Source organism: Pararhodobacter sp., from assembly GCF_036802785.1.
Taxonomy (GTDB): domain Bacteria; phylum Pseudomonadota; class Alphaproteobacteria; order Rhodobacterales; family Rhodobacteraceae; genus Pararhodobacter.
This window is the reverse complement of sequence record NZ_DAIRVN010000054.1, coordinates 1-15,405: the sequence shown is the minus strand read 5'-3', so window position 1 is coordinate 15,405 and position 15,405 is coordinate 1. Positions and strand designations below refer to the sequence as shown.

18 protein-coding genes and 2 pseudogenes are annotated in these 15,405 nt (G+C 63.3%); 14 read left to right on the top strand and 6 right to left on the bottom strand.

Annotation, left to right across the window (positions count from 1 at the left end; genetic code table 11):
• Nucleotides 1–3: 3 nt before the first annotated feature.
• Both V7Q53_RS23420 and V7Q53_RS23415 read right to left on the bottom strand, forming a co-directional pair.
• A pseudogene (locus tag V7Q53_RS23420) lies at nt 4–798 on the bottom strand (permease); the annotation flags it as partial.
• Between the two features lie 378 nt (nt 799–1,176).
• A pseudogene (locus tag V7Q53_RS23415) lies at nt 1,177–1,659 on the bottom strand (FAD/NAD(P)-binding protein); the annotation flags it as partial.
• Between the two features lie 350 nt (nt 1,660–2,009).
• Between V7Q53_RS23415 and V7Q53_RS16440 the strand changes: the two are divergent.
• Nucleotides 2,010–2,189 carry a hypothetical protein gene (locus V7Q53_RS16440; RefSeq protein WP_333829777.1) on the top strand — a complete coding sequence of 60 codons (180 nt, stop codon included), beginning with the start codon at nt 2,010–2,012 and terminating at the stop codon, nt 2,187–2,189.
• A 124-nt stretch (nt 2,190–2,313) separates the two neighbouring features.
• On the opposite strand, the gene V7Q53_RS16435 is transcribed toward V7Q53_RS16440, so the two are convergent.
• The 4 genes from V7Q53_RS16435 to V7Q53_RS16420 are packed head-to-tail and all read right to left on the bottom strand — an operon-like array spanning nt 2,314 to nt 6,139.
• Nucleotides 2,314–3,648, bottom strand: a complete 1,335-nt coding sequence (locus V7Q53_RS16435) for an LLM class flavin-dependent oxidoreductase (RefSeq protein ID WP_333829776.1) — start codon at nt 3,646–3,648, stop codon at nt 2,314–2,316.
• A 12-nt stretch (nt 3,649–3,660) separates the two neighbouring features.
• The gene (locus V7Q53_RS16430; protein ID WP_333829774.1) at nt 3,661–4,407 is read right to left on the bottom strand and encodes an ABC transporter ATP-binding protein; all 747 of its coding nucleotides are present in this window, start codon (nt 4,405–4,407) and stop codon (nt 3,661–3,663) included.
• Nucleotides 4,404–5,249, bottom strand: a complete 846-nt coding sequence (locus V7Q53_RS16425) for an ABC transporter permease (protein WP_333829772.1) — start codon at nt 5,247–5,249, stop codon at nt 4,404–4,406. Before V7Q53_RS16425 ends, V7Q53_RS16430 begins: the two co-directional genes overlap by 4 nt.
• Nucleotides 5,250–5,284: 35 nt before the next feature.
• A complete protein-coding gene (locus V7Q53_RS16420) occupies nt 5,285–6,139 on the bottom strand; it encodes an ABC transporter substrate-binding protein (RefSeq protein ID WP_333829770.1) in 855 nt (284 codons plus the stop codon).
• A gap of 488 nt (nt 6,140–6,627) precedes the next feature.
• Between V7Q53_RS16420 and V7Q53_RS16415 the strand changes: the two genes are divergently transcribed.
• The 13 genes from V7Q53_RS16415 to V7Q53_RS16355 all read left to right on the top strand — a co-directional run bounded on the left by V7Q53_RS16415 (nt 6,628) and on the right by V7Q53_RS16355 (nt 15,351).
• The gene (locus V7Q53_RS16415) at nt 6,628–7,092 is read left to right on the top strand and encodes an RrF2 family transcriptional regulator (RefSeq protein ID WP_333829769.1); all 465 of its coding nucleotides are present in this window, start codon (nt 6,628–6,630) and stop codon (nt 7,090–7,092) included.
• A 173-nt stretch (nt 7,093–7,265) separates the two neighbouring features.
• A complete protein-coding gene (locus V7Q53_RS16410; protein ID WP_333829768.1) occupies nt 7,266–7,460 on the top strand; it encodes a hypothetical protein in 195 nt (64 codons plus the stop codon).
• A gap of 191 nt (nt 7,461–7,651) precedes the next feature.
• Nucleotides 7,652–8,638 carry a sulfate ABC transporter substrate-binding protein gene (locus V7Q53_RS16405; RefSeq protein ID WP_442954444.1) on the top strand — a complete coding sequence of 329 codons (987 nt, stop codon included), beginning with the start codon at nt 7,652–7,654 and terminating at the stop codon, nt 8,636–8,638.
• 4 nt (nt 8,639–8,642) lie between these two features.
• Nucleotides 8,643–9,494: a sulfate ABC transporter permease subunit CysT gene (gene cysT / locus V7Q53_RS16400; protein WP_333829767.1), complete on the top strand. Its 852-nt coding sequence runs from the start codon at nt 8,643–8,645 to the stop codon at nt 9,492–9,494.
• Between the two features lie 11 nt (nt 9,495–9,505).
• Nucleotides 9,506–9,811 (top strand): hypothetical protein, encoded by a 306-nt coding sequence (locus V7Q53_RS16395; protein WP_333829765.1) that lies wholly within the window; start codon nt 9,506–9,508, stop codon nt 9,809–9,811.
• Nucleotides 9,808–10,701, top strand: coding sequence for a sulfate ABC transporter permease subunit CysW (cysW, locus tag V7Q53_RS16390; RefSeq protein ID WP_333829764.1), 894 nt, complete (start codon nt 9,808–9,810; stop codon nt 10,699–10,701). The genes V7Q53_RS16395 and cysW overlap by 4 nt, the downstream gene beginning before the upstream one ends.
• 11 nt (nt 10,702–10,712) lie before the next feature.
• Complete coding sequence (locus V7Q53_RS16385; RefSeq protein ID WP_333829763.1) at nt 10,713–11,432, top strand: sulfate/molybdate ABC transporter ATP-binding protein; 720 nt, start codon at nt 10,713–10,715, stop codon at nt 11,430–11,432.
• Between the two features lie 15 nt (nt 11,433–11,447).
• The gene (locus V7Q53_RS16380; protein ID WP_333829761.1) at nt 11,448–11,867 is read left to right on the top strand and encodes a hypothetical protein; all 420 of its coding nucleotides are present in this window, start codon (nt 11,448–11,450) and stop codon (nt 11,865–11,867) included.
• Nucleotides 11,864–12,343, top strand: coding sequence for an Lrp/AsnC family transcriptional regulator (locus V7Q53_RS16375; RefSeq protein WP_333829759.1), 480 nt, complete (start codon nt 11,864–11,866; stop codon nt 12,341–12,343). The genes V7Q53_RS16380 and V7Q53_RS16375 overlap by 4 nt, the downstream gene beginning before the upstream one ends.
• Nucleotides 12,344–12,453: 110 nt before the next feature.
• Entirely contained in the window at nt 12,454–13,035 is a 582-nt protein-coding gene (locus V7Q53_RS16370; RefSeq protein WP_333829758.1) for an RBBP9/YdeN family alpha/beta hydrolase, read from the top strand.
• Nucleotides 13,036–13,049: 14 nt separating this feature from the next.
• The gene (locus tag V7Q53_RS16365) at nt 13,050–13,211 is read left to right on the top strand and encodes a hypothetical protein (RefSeq protein WP_333829757.1); all 162 of its coding nucleotides are present in this window, start codon (nt 13,050–13,052) and stop codon (nt 13,209–13,211) included.
• A 390-nt stretch (nt 13,212–13,601) separates the two neighbouring features.
• Nucleotides 13,602–14,381, top strand: coding sequence for a sulfurtransferase (locus V7Q53_RS16360; protein ID WP_333829756.1), 780 nt, complete (start codon nt 13,602–13,604; stop codon nt 14,379–14,381).
• Between the two features lie 148 nt (nt 14,382–14,529).
• On the top strand, nt 14,530–15,351 hold the full coding sequence (locus V7Q53_RS16355; protein ID WP_333829755.1) for a sulfurtransferase/chromate resistance protein: 822 nt from the start codon (nt 14,530–14,532) through the stop codon (nt 15,349–15,351).
• The last annotated feature ends 54 nt before the right edge of the window (nt 15,352–15,405 follow it).

Here is a 15,405-nt window from a genome sequence, read left to right as displayed (position 1 = left end):
CTTTCACAGGAGGAAATTGAACAGATAGCCCGTGGCAAGGATGCCCGCCGACACCACGGCGACGAAGATCGCGATCAGACGCAGCGTCAGCACCTGTTTGAGAATAATCATCTCGGGCAGACTGAGGGCGATCACCGACATCATGAAAGCCAGTGTCGTGCCAAGGGCCGCGCCCTTGCCCAGCAGCGCCTCGACGATGGGGATGACGCCCGCCGCATTGGTGTACATCGGCACGCCAATGACGACGGCGGCGGGCACCGACCACCAGGCCTCGCCGCCCATGATCCGCAGCATCACCGCCTCGGGCACATAGCCGTGGATCATGGCCCCGATTCCGATGCCGACCAGCACCCAGATCCAGACTTTGCCGACGATCTCGCGCACCTGCTCAAAGCCCATTTTCAGCCGGTCCACCAGCGTCAGCCGCTGTTCCGGCAGCGCGCCGATGGCGCCTGTGTTCAGCTCGCGCACCCAGTCCTGCAGATAGCGCTCCAGCCGCATCCGGCCGAGGATGAACCCGGCCACGGTGGCGATGGTGAAGCCGAGCGCGAGGTAGATTGTGGCGATCCGCCAGCCGACGAGGCCATAGAGCAGCCCAAGGCCCACGGGCCCCACCATCGGCCCCGCGATGAGGAAGGAAAAGGTCACGCCAAGCGGAATCCCCGCCGAGACGAAACCGATGAACAAGGGCACCGAGGAGCAGGAGCAGAACGGCGTCGCCACGCCCAGAAGGGCCGCCAGCGGGTAGCCCCAGAGCGCGTTTTTGCCCGCCAGAATCGCGCGGGTCTTTTCGGGGCTGGCGCGCCAGAGGCTCTGCACATGCGGGCGCAGCCCGTCCACCACATCGCGCCAGTTCCCACCGGCGGCGAATCGGGCGCGAACCGCAGCCCTGATCCAGTGCATCGTCGCGGCCGCACCGGCGCCGAGGGGCAGTGTGTCTTGCGTGAACCTGACCGGCGTTGTGGGTTCATGGACCTGCGGGAGCAGGCCCCGGCGCGAAAGCACGCTGATGGCACCGCGATGGCCCTGCGCGCGCAGGGACACGACCTGATCGATCATCGTCAGTCCGGAACCGACGATCAGAACGCGATCCTCAGGCGTGCCGTCGGCAGCTGCTGCCCAGGGCTGCGTCAGTGCCTGGGTGCTGGTGGTATCCGGCAGCAGATGGCCGGTTGCCAGCACCGCAATGTCGCCCACCAGACGGGTGCCGTCTGCCAGATGGGCGATCACGCCACCCCCGTCGGACTCTTCGATGCGCAGGCAATCTTGCCGCGCGCAGTTCAGCATGTCGGAATTGCGCCAAGGGTCCAGCAGGCCCGCCATGTATTCGCCGTAAAGGCCCCGGCTGACAAAGCTGAACGGGCAGACATCCGGGTCATGCGTGACGCGCACCCAGTTCAGGAAGTGTTCAGGCTGATCGGGCCAGGCAGACATATTCGAAACGCGGGTGTTCAACAGGTGGCCTGGGTCTGCCGTTGAATAGGCGACACCGCAGCCCAGAAGCGCGCGACGTTCGACGATGGTAACGCGCGTGTTTCCTTCATTGCGCAACAGGTGAGCCGCCAGCAGCACGCCGCTTGCCCCGCCACCCACGATAATCACGTGACGCGCCGCCTGAGCGGCGCTGCTGAAACCGTCCTTGCCCGGCACCTGGACCATGTGAGGACACTCCTGTGCGGTTGATGAACTCTGCATTCACAATAATATCTAGCATGATAGTCGTGAATATGGACATTCTCTCTTTGGCTACTTTTTGGAATGCTGTTCTCTGGATGCGTGGCTGAACCTGATGGATCCCCATCAACTGCAACAGATGCCAGTCACAAGTCCCGCGATGCGCACTGCAACCCAGACCTGAAGAGAGAACAAAACCACTGTCTCACGGCGGCCTTTGGAATGGTTAGACCGGTGGGATAGGATACAATCACGACTAGATAAGCCGTGTATGGAGCCGCCGTCAGCGCGGTCGTAAAGAACCGGACCGTATGAACCCAACCGAAGGAGATGCCATGTTCTATCATCCAGATCCGGCCCTCGCCGAATTCATGATCCGGGATCGTTCAGAGAGCGAAGCGCCGGTGAGTGTTTTTGATGAGCCCAAGGTTCAGGCGCAGGATGTCATCTTTGCGCTGATCGCGGGCATATCTGTTGCGGCGACGATTCTCGGACTTTTTCTCTGGCTGGGATAACCCAGCCATTCCTGGCAGAGCAATGAGCGCGCCGCAGTCAATGCGGCGCGCTTTTCTTCTGTGCGGGAGGGGGCGCAGACCTGTTAGCCCCTGATCTATGAGGCTGACATCAAGGTGCGCCCGGTCATGCAGCGTTTTCTGTGGGGAAGTTGCGGGCGACAGGGGCGAGGCCGAAATGCTCGCGCAGCGTTTCCCCTTCATAGTCGCGCCGGAACAGACCGCGTTTCTGCAGGATCGGCACCACTTCGGCGGTGAAAACCTCGAACTGTCGATACAGGATTGGCGGCATCACATTGACACCATCTGAAGCGCCCGAAGTGAACCAGTCTTCGATTACATCGGCCACCTTTTCCGGCGTGCCGGCCAAAGTGAAATGTCCACGCGCACCGGCCAGCCGTTTGAGCAACTGGCGCAGGGTCAGCCCCTCTTGCACCGCCAGATCAATGTAACCCTTCACCCGGCTTTTGGAGGCATCCACCCGCTCAGGATCAGGGAAATCACTGCGGGTAAGCTGTTTGTCCAACGGCAGAGACGAGAAATCATGCCCGCCGAACCGCGCTGAAAGCCGGGTCAGGCCAATCTCGGGGCTGGTCAGGTCATCGAGTTCTTCCCAGACCTGCAATGCCTCCGCCTCGGTCGAGCCGATGGCGGCGCTGAGGCCCGGAAGAATGGCGATATCAGCGGGCTGACGGCCATTGGCGACCGCCCGGCCTTTCACATCACTGTAGAACACCTGCGCGGATTCTTTTGCAAGATGTGCGGTAAAGATCACTTCGGCCCAGCGGGCGGCAAAAGCACGACCGTCGTCTGACTGCCCTGCTTGCACATACACCGGACGTCCCTGCGGGCTGCCGGGGATGTTGAGGGGCCCCTGCGTCTGCCAATAGGGGCCCTTGTGATTGACGGGCCGGATCAGCGAAGTATCCAGATACTGCGCCGAAGCCCGGTCATCGAGCACTGCTTCTGCGGGATAGCTGCGCCAGAGGGCATCGACGGCTTTCAGGAAGTCCTCGGCCATGGCGTAACGTTCGCCGTGGCTGATATCCTTGTCACGACCATAGTTCAGCCCTGCCTGAGGTGCCCATGAGGTGACGATGTTCCAGCCCGCGCGCCCCTTTGAGAGATGATCGAGCGAGGCGAACTGCCGGGCCAGCGTGTAGGGCAGGCTGTAGGTGGTTGATGCGGTGCCGATCAGGCCGATCTTTTGTGTGGCGACGGCCAGCGCCGACAACAGGGTGATCGGCTCGAACGCGCCGGAGGCCAGCAGGCCGCCCGTGGGCGCAACCACGGCATCGGCCAGAAAGACGGCATCGAATTTCGCGGCTTCGGCAATGCGTGCGGCCTCGACATACAGCTCAAGATCGGTCAGCGCGCGCGGGGTTGATGCAGGGTGCCGCCAGGCGCTTTCGTGGTGGCCGCGCGGCATGAGGAACAGGTTGAGGTGCAGTTGGCGTGTCATGTCCGGTCTCTTTCAGACGGTGTCGGTATCAACACCGAGGTTTTCCAGAAGGCGCAGGCGTAGCCCCTCAAACCGGGGGTTACTGGCGCGGCGGGGGTGGGGCAGAGCGACGGTGTGGTCTTCGGCAATGCGACCGTCCTTGAGCACAAGGATGCGGTCGGCGAGCAATAGCGCCTCGTCCACGTCATGTGTGACCAGCACGACAGTGGGTTTGTGGCGGTGGATCAGTTCAAACAGTAGCCCGTGCATCTTTCGCCGCGTCAACGCATCGAGCGCGCCGAAAGGCTCATCGGCCAGCAATAACTGTGGCCTGCGCAGCAGGGACCGGGCGAGCGCGGCGCGCTGTTTCTGGCCCCCTGAGAGGGTGGAGGGCCAGACATCGGCCTTTTCCCCCAGCCCGACCGCCGCCAGCATGTCGCGCGCGGCCTCCTGCGCATCAGCCAGACGTAGGCCGAGGGTGACATTGTCGATCACCGTTAGCCAAGGCAGCAGGCGTGAGTCCTGAAACAGGACCGAGACGCTGCCGGGGACCGAGAAATGGCCGTGGGTTTCGGCGTCATCATCCAGCCCGGCGAGCGCGCGTAGCAATGTGGTTTTTCCCGAGCCGGATTCACCCAGCAACGCCACAAACTGGCCTGGCGCGATGTCAAGTGAGATGTGGTCAAGAACGGTGCGCCCTTTGAACCCTCGGCTGAGGTTCCGCAGCCTGACAGCAGCGGCGGGTATGGCGGATGAAGAGCGGCCTATGAGCGTATTCATGATCCCAGTGACCTCCGATAGCGCAGTGCCCGTCCCTCGACGCCGCGAACGATTCCGTCCGAGATCAGCCCCAGCACCGCGTAGATGAAAATGCCGACGACGATGATATCCGTCTGCCCCCAGTCGCGCGCTCGGTTCATCAGGTAGCCGATGCCGGTCTGGGTGTTGATCAGTTCAAGCACTACCAGTGCCGTCCAGCACATGGTGACCGACAGACGCAGGGCGACAAAAAAGCCCGGCAGAGCACCAGGCAATGCCACCTTGCGAATGAACTCCGCGCGCGTCAGACTCAGGGTGCGCGCCAGTTCCACATAGCCGATGTCGATGCCACGCAACGCGGCGTGGGTGTTGATGTAGATGGGCACCAGCACAGCCGTGAAGATAAGGAAAATCTTCATCCACTCCCCGATACCCAGCCAAATGATCACCAATGGGATCAGCGCCAGGGTCGGCACCGCCCGCTTGATCTGCACAAGCCCATCGATCAGTGCCTCGCCTGAGCGTGTCAGGCCCGACAGCAGAGCCAGGATCAACCCTGCCGCCACGCCCAGCACCAGCCCTGAATAGGCTCGTGCCGCCGAGGCCAGAAGATGCGGCAGTAAGGTGCCGTCAGCGAACAGCTCATACCCGGTAATGACCGCCTGTGTCGGCGAAGCAAGCGTATGGGGCGATAGCAGCCCCAGACGCGACGCCCCCTCCCAAACAACAATCAGCAGCAAGGGGCCAAGCAATCGCCATTCTGCTGACAGTGGTTTGGGTGTCAGACGCCGTTCGGGAAGCACTGCTGATACGGACGATGCCTCGATGCGGGCTGCCCGCCTCTGATAAGGAATGTCGCTCATGGTCGCCTCCTCCTGTTTCGGGTCCGGCGCGGATGTTACCGGTTTGTTGCGATGATCGCGTCGAATGTGTCGACAAAAGATCCTTCGGCATCGAACCATTCGGGCAGGGTGCCTGCGTCGTGAAGAATGTCGATCAGCGCCTGATGGTGGGGGATCGCTTCAGCCGATGTCTGGAACACTACTGGCGACTGGGACGCCAGAATGGCCTGTGTATCTTCGGGCGCGATCCGGTTGAAGTTGGTGTAATAGTAGTCTCCCCATTCTTCCGCATTGACGTTGCTCCAGTTCGACGCCCGGATGAAGGCCGTAAGGAACTCGGCCAGAGCTGCGGTTTTCTGCGGGTCGGCCAAAACGGCTGGCCGGGCGTAGAAGTAAGTCGTGCTGGGAAGCAGCCTGCGTTCCTCAGGATCACTGATCGGGGTGATGATGCCCTGATTGGTCAACCGAGTCACATGCGGCTCCATCAGCACTGCGACATCAACGGCGTCTGAGCGCAGCGCGTCGTTCAGGTCGGCCACGCGCAGATTGACCAGCTCCACCTCATCAAGTCCGACGCCACCGCGCGTCAACGCCTCGATCAGGAATGCCTGGCGACCTGAGCCTTCGATATAGCTCACCCGCTTGCCGCGCAGATCCGACAAGGTTTCAACCGGAACGCCGCTGCGCGAGACGAGGCGGTATTCGGCGGTTTCGCGGGTAAAGGTCAGCACGATGGGCAACAGGGTGCCCGAAGCGCGTGCCTGAATTGGCGGCACATCACCGACGAGCGCGACATCGAGCGCCCCGGCGCGGATGGCCTCAAGTATCGCCGGACCGCCCGCGAAATTTGGGAACTCCAGTCCGAAGTCCAGTGAATCGCGCTCACCGCTTGCGTCCAGAAGATTGCGCACTCGCTCGCTCTGATCGGCGACGATCAGCCGTGCCGAAGGCGCTGTGTTGGTGCCTGAAGTCAAGCCGGGGGCCGGTAGCGGCCATGACTGCAAGTGCCGCTGCTGCGGCAGTAAAATATCGTCTTTTCATGGATTTGCCTGCGTTCTTCTTGATGATCTGACGTGAACATTGCCGATCAGAACAGGGCTTGCAACCGTGTGTTCAAAGGTCGCCCATCTTTGGAAGGCAGGCACTGCGCGACCTGGGTCGGGCAGAAACAATATATTGTCTCGGGTTGGTCGTAGTAAAAATCCGCTTGGCTTGCTTGCAGATCGTAGGCGGCTAACTTGCCCGGCGGCATCATGTGATTCGCCCGGTCAATCAGCTTCAAGGCATCGCCGTAAAACGACATTCTCTTTTTGGGGCGTTGGGCGCCATGCTGAGAAAACACGACCTCGATGTGTGGGATTTCGGTTGAGGTGCTTTGCTGAGCGTCGTATTCAGAATCATGATCACGCAGAAGATGAAATACGCGCTCAAGGCCCTGATGGAACTCGCTGCCGAACGGGCTGGCGAGGGCAAGCCTTTGCGGATCGAGGAGATCGCCACCCGGTCAGGCACGCCGAAGCGGTTTCTGGAGCACATCCTGCTGGAGATCCGCAATGTGGGCTTCATTGCCTCCACGCGGGGGCGGCATGGCGGATACGTGCTGATTAAGGAACCGCGCGAGGTGCCACTGAGCGAGCTCATGCGGCTGATCGACGGGCCCATCGCACCCTTGCCGTGCCTGTCGCGGCGGGCCTATCAGCGCTGTGATGATTGCCCGGACGAGGAGGCCTGCAAACTGCGCGAGATTTTCGGGCAGGTGTTCTGGTCGTATCTTCTGCTGATCGACTCGCTGACGCTGGCTGACCTGGTTGAGCGGCCGGGTGTTGGCGAAGCCCCTGTCGCGGCACGCCGAATCGGCCTCTGAACCGCGCATATCGCCCTTTCAGGTCACGATCGTTCGCCGCGCCCCCTGCACAAAGAATAATCATCTCTTTTCACGACTGGTTTTGACGTGATTATTTCGTTGCTTTTCACGAGCATCTCTGTCGTGATTGTCGTTATGGAGGCGCGGTGCCTCCGACCCGGCAGGAGGACGAGATGTTTGCACGCAACTGCTTCCCCGCGACGCAGCCCGTAACCGGCGATGACCACCTGAGCGAGATGGCCCATGCGATGGGCTGCGGCACACTTGCTGAGGAGGGTCGCCAGGGCCATCCCGCGTTCATGGTGCGTGACGGGCACACATGGCTTGTCGAGCGCCGCCCGCCTGCGCAGGCGCGCCATTACGGCTGATCACCTGACCGTGCCGGCCCGGCGCGGGCCGCCGGGCCGGTATCGCTGCAACCGCCACTCTTTCACCCAGCTTCAAAGGAAATCCCATGTCGCTTTATCGGACCCTCACCACCCGGCTCAGGCGTCTGCCACTGGCCCCTGTGCCCGTCCGTGTCGAACAAACCCCGCACACGCTGCGATTCTGGCCGATGATGGCCGCAGGGGCGCTGGCGTTTGGGGCAGCACTGGCCCCGGCGCCTCAGGCCAGCGCACAAGGTCTCACGCTGCTCAATGTCAGTTACGACCCCACGCGCGAGCTTTACCGCGAATACAACGCCTGGTTCACCGACTGGTGGGAAGCGCAGGGCAACCCGCGACCTACGATCCAGACCTCGCATGGTGGCTCGGGGGCACAGGCGCGGGCGGTGATCGACGGGCTGGCGGCGCATGTGGTCACGCTGGCGCTGGCCGGTGACATCGACGCCATCGCCACCCGCACCGACCTGATCCCCGAGGACTGGCAAAGCCAGTTGCCGCACAACGCCTCGCCCTACACCTCGACCATCGTGTTTCTGGTGCGTGAGGGCAATCCACGCGACATTCAGGACTGGGATGATCTGATTGCCGACGGCATCGAGGTGATCACTCCGAACCCTAAGACCAGTGGCGGGGCGCGGTGGAACTATCTGGCGGCATGGGGCTACGCGCAGGAGAACGGCCTGGACCCGCAGGAATTCGTGGGCCAGATCTATCGCAACGTGCCGGTGCTGGACACAGCCGCCCGCGGCTCCACCACCACCTTCGTGCAGCGCGGGCTGGGCGATGTGTTGCTGGCCTGGGAGAATGAGGCTTATCTGGCGCTGGCGGAGCTGGGCGAGGATCAGTTCGACATCATCGTGCCCTCGGTCTCGGTTCTGGCCGAACCGCCCGTGGCACTGGTGCCCGGCCATCTGACCGATGATAACCTGCGCACATTGGCCACGGCCTATCTGGAACAGCTCTACAGCCCCGAGGCACAGGCCATTGCCCTGCGCCATTACTACCGCGCCTGGGATACCTCGGTGGCCGCGCCTGAAGACATCGCCCGCTTCCCCGAGGTCAATCGCCTGAGCATCGACTATTTCGGCGGCTGGGCCGAGGCGCAGCCCCTGCATTTCGGCGATGGCGGCATCTTCGACCAGATCTATCAGGGGCAGTGACGTGATGGCCGCGCGCTCCTTCAGCCTCAAGGCGCCCACCCCGATGCCGGGGTGGGGGCTTTCCTTCGGGATCATGCTGACGATGCTGTCGGTGGTGGTTCTGATCCCGATGAGTGTCCTGCTCTGGCGCGGCTTTGTCGGCTTCGGCGCCGCCGAGATGTGGGCGGTGGTCAACCGCCCCCGCGTCTGGAACGCGCTGGCGCTCAGCTTCCGCGCGGCGCTGGTCGCCTCGCTCTTCAACCTTGTGTTCGGGGTTCTGCTGGCCTGGGTGCTGGTGCGCTACCGCTTCCCCGGCAAGCGGCTGATCGACGCGGCGGTGGATCTGCCTTTCGCGTTGCCCACCGCCGTGGCGGGCATCGCACTGACAGCGCTCTATGCCCCGCGCGGCGTGTTCGGGTCGTTCATGGTCGAGCATTTCGGCCTGCGCATCGCCTATACCGAAATCGGCATCTGGATTGCGCTGATCTTCGTGGGCCTGCCCTTTGTCGTGCGCACCGTGCAGCCGGTTATCGAGGAGATCGACCGCGAGACCGAGGAAGCCTCGGCCACCCTCGGCGCCTCACGCCTGCGCACCCTCACCCATGTGGTGCTGCCGATGCTGGCACCCGCCGCGCTGACGGGCTTTGCGCTCGCCCTGGCGCGCTCGGTGGGGGAATACGGCTCGGTCATCTTCATCGCGGGCAACCTGCCCAATGTGACCGAGATTGCACCGCTTCTGATCGTCATCCGGCTGGAGGAGTTCGATTACAACGGGGCTGTCGCCATCGCCATTGCGATGCTGACCATCTCCTTCGCGCTGCTTCTCGCCATCAACCTCATCCAGATCTGGAGCCGCCGCCGAATGGGCGCGATATGATGGAGGACTTCATGAACGCTGAACAACACAGACCTGACGCAACCCTGCGCGGCGCGTTTCTTGCCTATACACTCGCCTATCATCTGCTCGCAATCGGGGCCGCTGCAATGCTGATTCTGGCGGGCTACCCGGTGATTGTTGGCGCGCTGGCGTGGTGCCTGATCGCCTCGGTGCCTGCGGTGTTTCTTGCCATTATCGGCGCGCTCCACTGCAAACCTGAGGACGAGGATGAGGACGGACACATCTCACCGCCCCGGCTTCCTGCAACGCGCGCCAAAACGGCAGCCGTGCGGCCCGGTCGGGAATTGCGGATATGACCGGCCTTCTTGCACCCGCCGGGCAGGCGGCACCCGCAGGCAGGCGGCCATTCCGGTCAGCAACGACCGAGCCGCTGATCGTAAAATGGGCACTGATCGGCCTTTGCCTTGCGGTGCTGACGGTTTTGCTCTTCGCGCCCCTGATCGCCGTTTTTGACGAGGCGTTGCGGCGCGGTTGGGCCTTTGCGCTGGCCTCCCTCGCCGAGCCCGATGCACAAGCGGCGATCCGACTGACGCTGCTGGTCGCCGCAATCACCGTGCCCCTGAACGCGGCCTTCGGCATTGCCGCCGCCTGGGCGATCACCAAATTCGACTGGCGCGGCAAGGCCTGGGTGATCACACTGATCGACCTGCCGTTCTCGATCTCGCCGGTGGTGGCGGGCCTTCTGTTCGTGCTGATGTTCGGAGCCAATTCGGCGCTGGGTGTCTGGCTGGTGGCCAGCGGCTTTCCCATCGTCTTCGCCGTGCCGGGAATCGTGCTGGCGACGCTTTTTATCACCTTCCCTTTCGTGGCGCGCGAACTGATCCCGGTGATGCTGGAACAGGGCCGCGCCGAAGAGGAGGCCGCGCTGACGCTGGGCGCTTCGGGCTGGCGGGTGTTCTTCACCGTGACCCTGCCCAACATCCGCTGGGCGCTGCTTTACGGTGTTCTGCTGTGCAACGCCCGCGCCATGGGCGAGTTCGGCGCGGTGGCGGTGGTTTCGGGCAAGATCCGGGGGCAGACCACGACCATGCCCCTGATGATCGAGATGTTTTACAACGAATACCTCTCGGTCGCGGCCTTCACGATGGCAGGGCTTCTGGCACTGCTCGCTTTCGTCACCCTTACCCTGAAATCGGCCCTGGAATGGCGCTACGCCGACCAGCTTGCCGCCACGCACCGCCACTGATGGAGAGCGCCATGAACATCGAGATTGAAGAGATTTCCAAGGTTTTCGGAACCACGGCGGCACTGCATCCCGTCTCGCTGTCGATCCCCTCGGGCACGCTTGTGGCGCTGCTGGGCCCCTCAGGCTCGGGCAAGACGACACTGCTGCGCATCCTTGGCGGGTTGGAGTTTCCCACCGCTGGCCGGGTTCTGTTCGACGGCTCTGACGCCACGGGCCTCAGCGTGCAGGAGCGCCGGGCGGGGTTTGTCTTCCAGTCCTATGCGCTGTTCCGGCACATGACGGTGTTCGACAACATTGCCTATGGCTTGCGCGCCCGTCCGCGCAAGTCGCGCCCCGGCGGCCCCGAAACCGCGCGTCGGGTGACAAAACTGCTGGAGCTGATCAAGCTGCCCGATATCGGCGCGCGCTACCCCAGCCAGCTTTCCGGCGGCCAGCGCCAGCGCGTGGCGCTGGCCCGCGCACTGGCGATCGAGCCGCGCATGCTGCTGCTTGATGAGCCCTTTGGCGCGCTTGATGCCAAGGTGCGCAAGGAGCTGCGTCAAGGCCTGCGTGACATCCACGACACCACGGGGCTGACCACCGTCTTCGTCACCCATGATCAGGATGAAGCGATGGAACTGGCCGATCTGGTGGTCGTCATGTCGATGGGGCGCATCGAACAGGTCGGCAGGCCGGACGACATCCGCGCCCGCCCGAAAACCGACTTCGTGCGCGAGTTCTTCTCGGCATGAGGAAGGCAAGGCACGATGACCGGAATCGCCAAAACCGGCCCGCCCCTCTGGATGCGTCTGGCACTGTGGGTCAGCACCGCGCGCTGGCATCCGCCGCGCGGGCTGTCGGATGCCGACAAGGCCATCCTGTTCGCCGCCGCGCGGGACGGCTGGTGGTTTCGCCGCGCCTCGCCCCGCTGGGACGCTGTCTGGCGGCCCTATGCCTGCGCTCTGGCGCGCGTGCGGGTGGTCGTTTTACCTGGAAAGGGGTTCGGAATGAGCACGTATGAACGCATGGCCTTGTCCTGGCTACGGCTGGCCCAAGCAGGATTGCGCACCGGCACCACCGATCCGCTGACCCTGCAATCGGCAGAGCGCAAACGCAGGCAATCCCTCGCGCCCGTCTGGCTGAACAACGCAGCCGGTGAGAACGGCCGCAGAGGAGGCCGACGATGAGTGGGATGACTCTCGACCGGATCGACCGGAAGATCCTGTTTGAACTGATGCAGGACACCACATTGCCCGTGGCGCAGCTTGCCGAACGCGTGGGGCTTTCCCAGACCCCCTGCTGGAAGCGCGTCCAGAAGCTGGAGGCCGCAGGCGTCATTACCGGCCGGGTGGCACTGGTCGCGCCTGAGCAGATCGGCCTGCGTCTCACCGTCTTTGTCGAAATCGAGGCCGCCGACCACACCTCGGACTGGCGCGAGGCCTTCGCCGACCTGATGTCTGTCTATCCCGAAGTGGTGGAGGTGCATCGCATGGCCGGTGAAGTGGATTACCTTCTCAAGGTCGTTGTGCCGGATATGGCGTCCTTTGATGCGTTCTATCTGAGTCTCACCGATGAGCTGCCCTGCCGGAATGTAACCTCGAAATTCTCGATGGAGCGCATGAAGGCCACCACGGCTCTGCCGATCGACACCATAACTCCCTGACTCTGCGTGGCCCCTGAAGCAGAGAACACTGTTCTCTTCAAGCGGCGCGAAACGAACGCCACTTACACGATCAAGCTGCTAGAATTTAACGAGATGGGAAGGAGACCGACATGACCCGCACCTTGCTTATCCCCGGCATCGACGGCTCACCCGATCCGCATTGGCAGGCCTGGTGGCAGGCCAAAGACCCCACCGCCCTGACCGTGCATCAGGATGACTGGGCCAACCCCACGCCCGAGGCCTGGGAGGCCGAGGTGGCAGGCGCAGTCCTGCACCATCCGGGCGCTGTGCTGGTGGCGCATTCGCTGGGCTGCCTTGTGGTGGCGCGGCTGCTTGCGAACTGGCCGCAACTGAACATTGCGGGCGCCCTGCTGGTCGCCCCGGCCGATCCGCGCCACAGCCCAAGGCTCAGACGCTTCGCCGACATCCCGCGCAATGAACTGTCGGCGCCGGTCACCGTCGCCGCCAGCCGGAATGACCCGTGGATGTCCTTCGCGCAGTCCTTTGATCTGGCCGATGACTGGGGTGCCGCGCTGGTCGATCTGGGCAATGCCGGGCATGTCAATGTCGCCAGCGGCTTTGGCCCCTGGCCCGAGGGGATGGCACTGCGCGACGCGGTTGTGCGCCGCGCGCGAATCCGGGTGCGCCCGTCTGCAGGCAGGTATGCTCCTGCACAGCGGTGGGCACAGTAATGCAGGAGATGTCAGTGAAACCCGCACGCCGCGTGATCACCTCTGAACGCAGGAACAGCCCCATCGCGCTGGCGATCTTCTTCATCGCCTATGCCGGCCTCCTGTTCGTGATCTTCGCTCCGAAAGGAACCTTTGTTTCGCCGCCCTACAGCGTTTCCGTGCCCGCAGGCCGGTAAGAAGGATTTCCCCGTATGTGCGGCCAGATGCGATGCAGATGTGATCTCTCCGGCGTTTGTGCTCCTTGGGCACGGAAGGCCTTCGCTCACCAAGCTCCGCGCATCCGTGCCGGGCACCGGGCGAAAGTGCCGGGAAACTTATCGCGCGGCCGGCCATTCAGGACAGGCCGCGCCGCCTGTCACGTCAAACGCGCTTCTCTGCCCCACCTCCGGAACAGAAAGGCGGAGGACAGGTCGGTCACCAGACCAACACCCTTCCCTCGCATGTCGGGCTGCTGTTAAATCACCTGAATGCACCGGGCGCCTTTGTCGCCTTGACCACGCCCACGCTGTTCGCTGTCATCGAGCTTCTGATGAAGGCGTTCCCCGAAGAAAGGTATACTGGCAAACATGACCAGAGCTCCCGTGATCAACTCCGACGAATTCGACACAAATCTCCGCCTCCTCGATGCCCGCAACGCTGACAGCTTTGCCAATGGGCATGCGCAGGGTGCTGTCCGGGTGCCGCTTGAGGACTGGGTATCAGCCGCCCGCACACCAGAGGGCGATTTCGCCGACACCGGGTTCTGGACAGACGCCATCAACGCCCTTGCCATAGGTCCCGAAGGCGTCGCCGGAATTTATGACGACGGTCGCATGACCGAAGCCGCGCGTGTCTGGTTCATCCTGCAATATTTCGGCGTGCCGGCCGTGATCGTGAATGGTGGCTGGGCGGCGGTGAATGCTGCCGGACTGACCGGCGTTGAACCTGATGCCCGACCGCGCGTCCTCCGACCGGGCAGCGGCAGCGTCGGCCTGATGGATCGCAGGCAGTTGAAGGGCGCGCTGGACACGCAGACCATTTTCGACGCCCGCACCGGTGCCGAATACCGCGGCCAGGACCTCAAGGCCAACGCGAGGGGTGGCCATCTGCCAGGCGCGTTGCTGCTGCCCCATGCCGATCTCCTCGACGGCACCCATCTGCGCCCGCCCGATGACCTGCGCGCGCGCCTGACCGCTGCAGGTTTCACGCCCGACAAGCCAATCACCACCCATTGCGACGGCGGCGGCCGCGCTGCGCTGGCGGCGGTTGCAGCGGTGCAGGCGGGGTTCGCGCCCGTCTCAGTCTATTATCTCAGCTTTTCCGACTGGGCGGCCGACGAAAGCTGCCCCATCGAAACCCCAAACTGAACAGGCGGCGGCCAGTTGCGGCAGGCAAGGTGTTCTTGACAAAACACCTTCACCTGCAAGAACATGAATCATGGGGACCCGCGAACTCCCCACGAGGCGCCAGCCAAAGATCGCGTTCCACTTCAACGCCGGCTACGGAGGAACGCACATGTCTGCGCCTAATGCCATTTCGTTCGACAAACTTGCCCGAATCATCGGAACTCCTCGCGCTCCGCTCTTGCTGGACGTGCGGTCTGAGGAGGATCTCGCCACCGATCCCCGGCTTCTGCCGGGCGCATTCCGGGTTGATGACCGGGCGCTTGTTGCTCTCGCTCCGCGACTTGACGGGCTGCCGTCGGTTTCGGTCTGTCAGGCTGGCCACCGACGCAGTCAGGGTGCGGCCGCCTGGCTTCGCGCCGAAGGCTTCTCGTCGGAATATCTCGAAGGCGGGTTCGAAGCCTGGCGCGCGGCGGGTCTGCCCCTGATCGATCCGGCGAAGCTGCCTGCACGCGATGCACAGGGCCGCACCGTCTGGGTGACACGGTCGCGTCCGAAGATCGACCGCATCGCCTGTCCCTGGCTGATCCGCCGCTTCCTTGATCCGCGCGCGGTCATCCTGTTCGTGGCACCCGCCGAAGTGATGGGCGTGGCTGAACGCTACAATGCGTCCGCCTTTGACATCGAGGATGTATTCTGGAGCCATCGCGGTGATCTGTGCACCTTCGATGTGCTGCTGGCCGAATTCGGCCTGACCATTCCCGCGCTCAACCGGCTTGCGACCATCGTTCGTGGCGCTGACACCGCCCGGCTTGATCTCGCACCCGAAGCGGCTGGGTTGCTTGCGGTCTCGCTCGGCCTGTCGCGGATGTATTCCGACGATCTGGAACAGCTTGATGCCGGGATGCTGCTTTACGACGCCTTCTTTCGCTGGGCGCGGGATGCAACCGACGAGACCCACAACTGGCCCACGAACAAGTCGAAAGCAGGATAATGCAGCAGCGCGATTACCCCACCCTGACCGAGGCCACGCGCATCTGGGCGCGTA

What these genes read in the sequence shown, in the direction of transcription:
- V7Q53_RS16440 (WP_333829777.1), top strand. Translation starts at nt 2,010, where the DNA reads ATGTTCTATCATCCAGATCCGGCCCTCGCCGAATTCATGATCCGGGAT.
- V7Q53_RS16435 (WP_333829776.1), bottom strand. Translation starts at nt 3,648, where the DNA reads ATGACACGCCAACTGCACCTCAACCTGTTCCTCATGCCGCGCGGCCAC.
- V7Q53_RS16430 (WP_333829774.1), bottom strand. Translation starts at nt 4,407, where the DNA reads ATGAATACGCTCATAGGCCGCTCTTCATCCGCCATACCCGCCGCTGCT.
- V7Q53_RS16425 (WP_333829772.1), bottom strand. Translation starts at nt 5,249, where the DNA reads ATGAGCGACATTCCTTATCAGAGGCGGGCAGCCCGCATCGAGGCATCG.
- V7Q53_RS16415 (WP_333829769.1), top strand. Translation starts at nt 6,628, where the DNA reads ATGATCACGCAGAAGATGAAATACGCGCTCAAGGCCCTGATGGAACTC.
- V7Q53_RS16410 (WP_333829768.1), top strand. Translation starts at nt 7,266, where the DNA reads ATGTTTGCACGCAACTGCTTCCCCGCGACGCAGCCCGTAACCGGCGAT.
- V7Q53_RS16405 (WP_442954444.1), top strand. Translation starts at nt 7,652, where the DNA reads ATGGCCGCAGGGGCGCTGGCGTTTGGGGCAGCACTGGCCCCGGCGCCT.
- cysT (WP_333829767.1), top strand. Translation starts at nt 8,643, where the DNA reads ATGGCCGCGCGCTCCTTCAGCCTCAAGGCGCCCACCCCGATGCCGGGG.
- V7Q53_RS16395 (WP_333829765.1), top strand. Translation starts at nt 9,506, where the DNA reads ATGAACGCTGAACAACACAGACCTGACGCAACCCTGCGCGGCGCGTTT.
- cysW (WP_333829764.1), top strand. Translation starts at nt 9,808, where the DNA reads ATGACCGGCCTTCTTGCACCCGCCGGGCAGGCGGCACCCGCAGGCAGG.
- V7Q53_RS16385 (WP_333829763.1), top strand. Translation starts at nt 10,713, where the DNA reads ATGAACATCGAGATTGAAGAGATTTCCAAGGTTTTCGGAACCACGGCG.
- V7Q53_RS16380 (WP_333829761.1), top strand. Translation starts at nt 11,448, where the DNA reads ATGACCGGAATCGCCAAAACCGGCCCGCCCCTCTGGATGCGTCTGGCA.
- V7Q53_RS16375 (WP_333829759.1), top strand. Translation starts at nt 11,864, where the DNA reads ATGAGTGGGATGACTCTCGACCGGATCGACCGGAAGATCCTGTTTGAA.
- V7Q53_RS16370 (WP_333829758.1), top strand. Translation starts at nt 12,454, where the DNA reads ATGACCCGCACCTTGCTTATCCCCGGCATCGACGGCTCACCCGATCCG.
- V7Q53_RS16360 (WP_333829756.1), top strand. Translation starts at nt 13,602, where the DNA reads ATGACCAGAGCTCCCGTGATCAACTCCGACGAATTCGACACAAATCTC.
- V7Q53_RS16355 (WP_333829755.1), top strand. Translation starts at nt 14,530, where the DNA reads ATGTCTGCGCCTAATGCCATTTCGTTCGACAAACTTGCCCGAATCATC.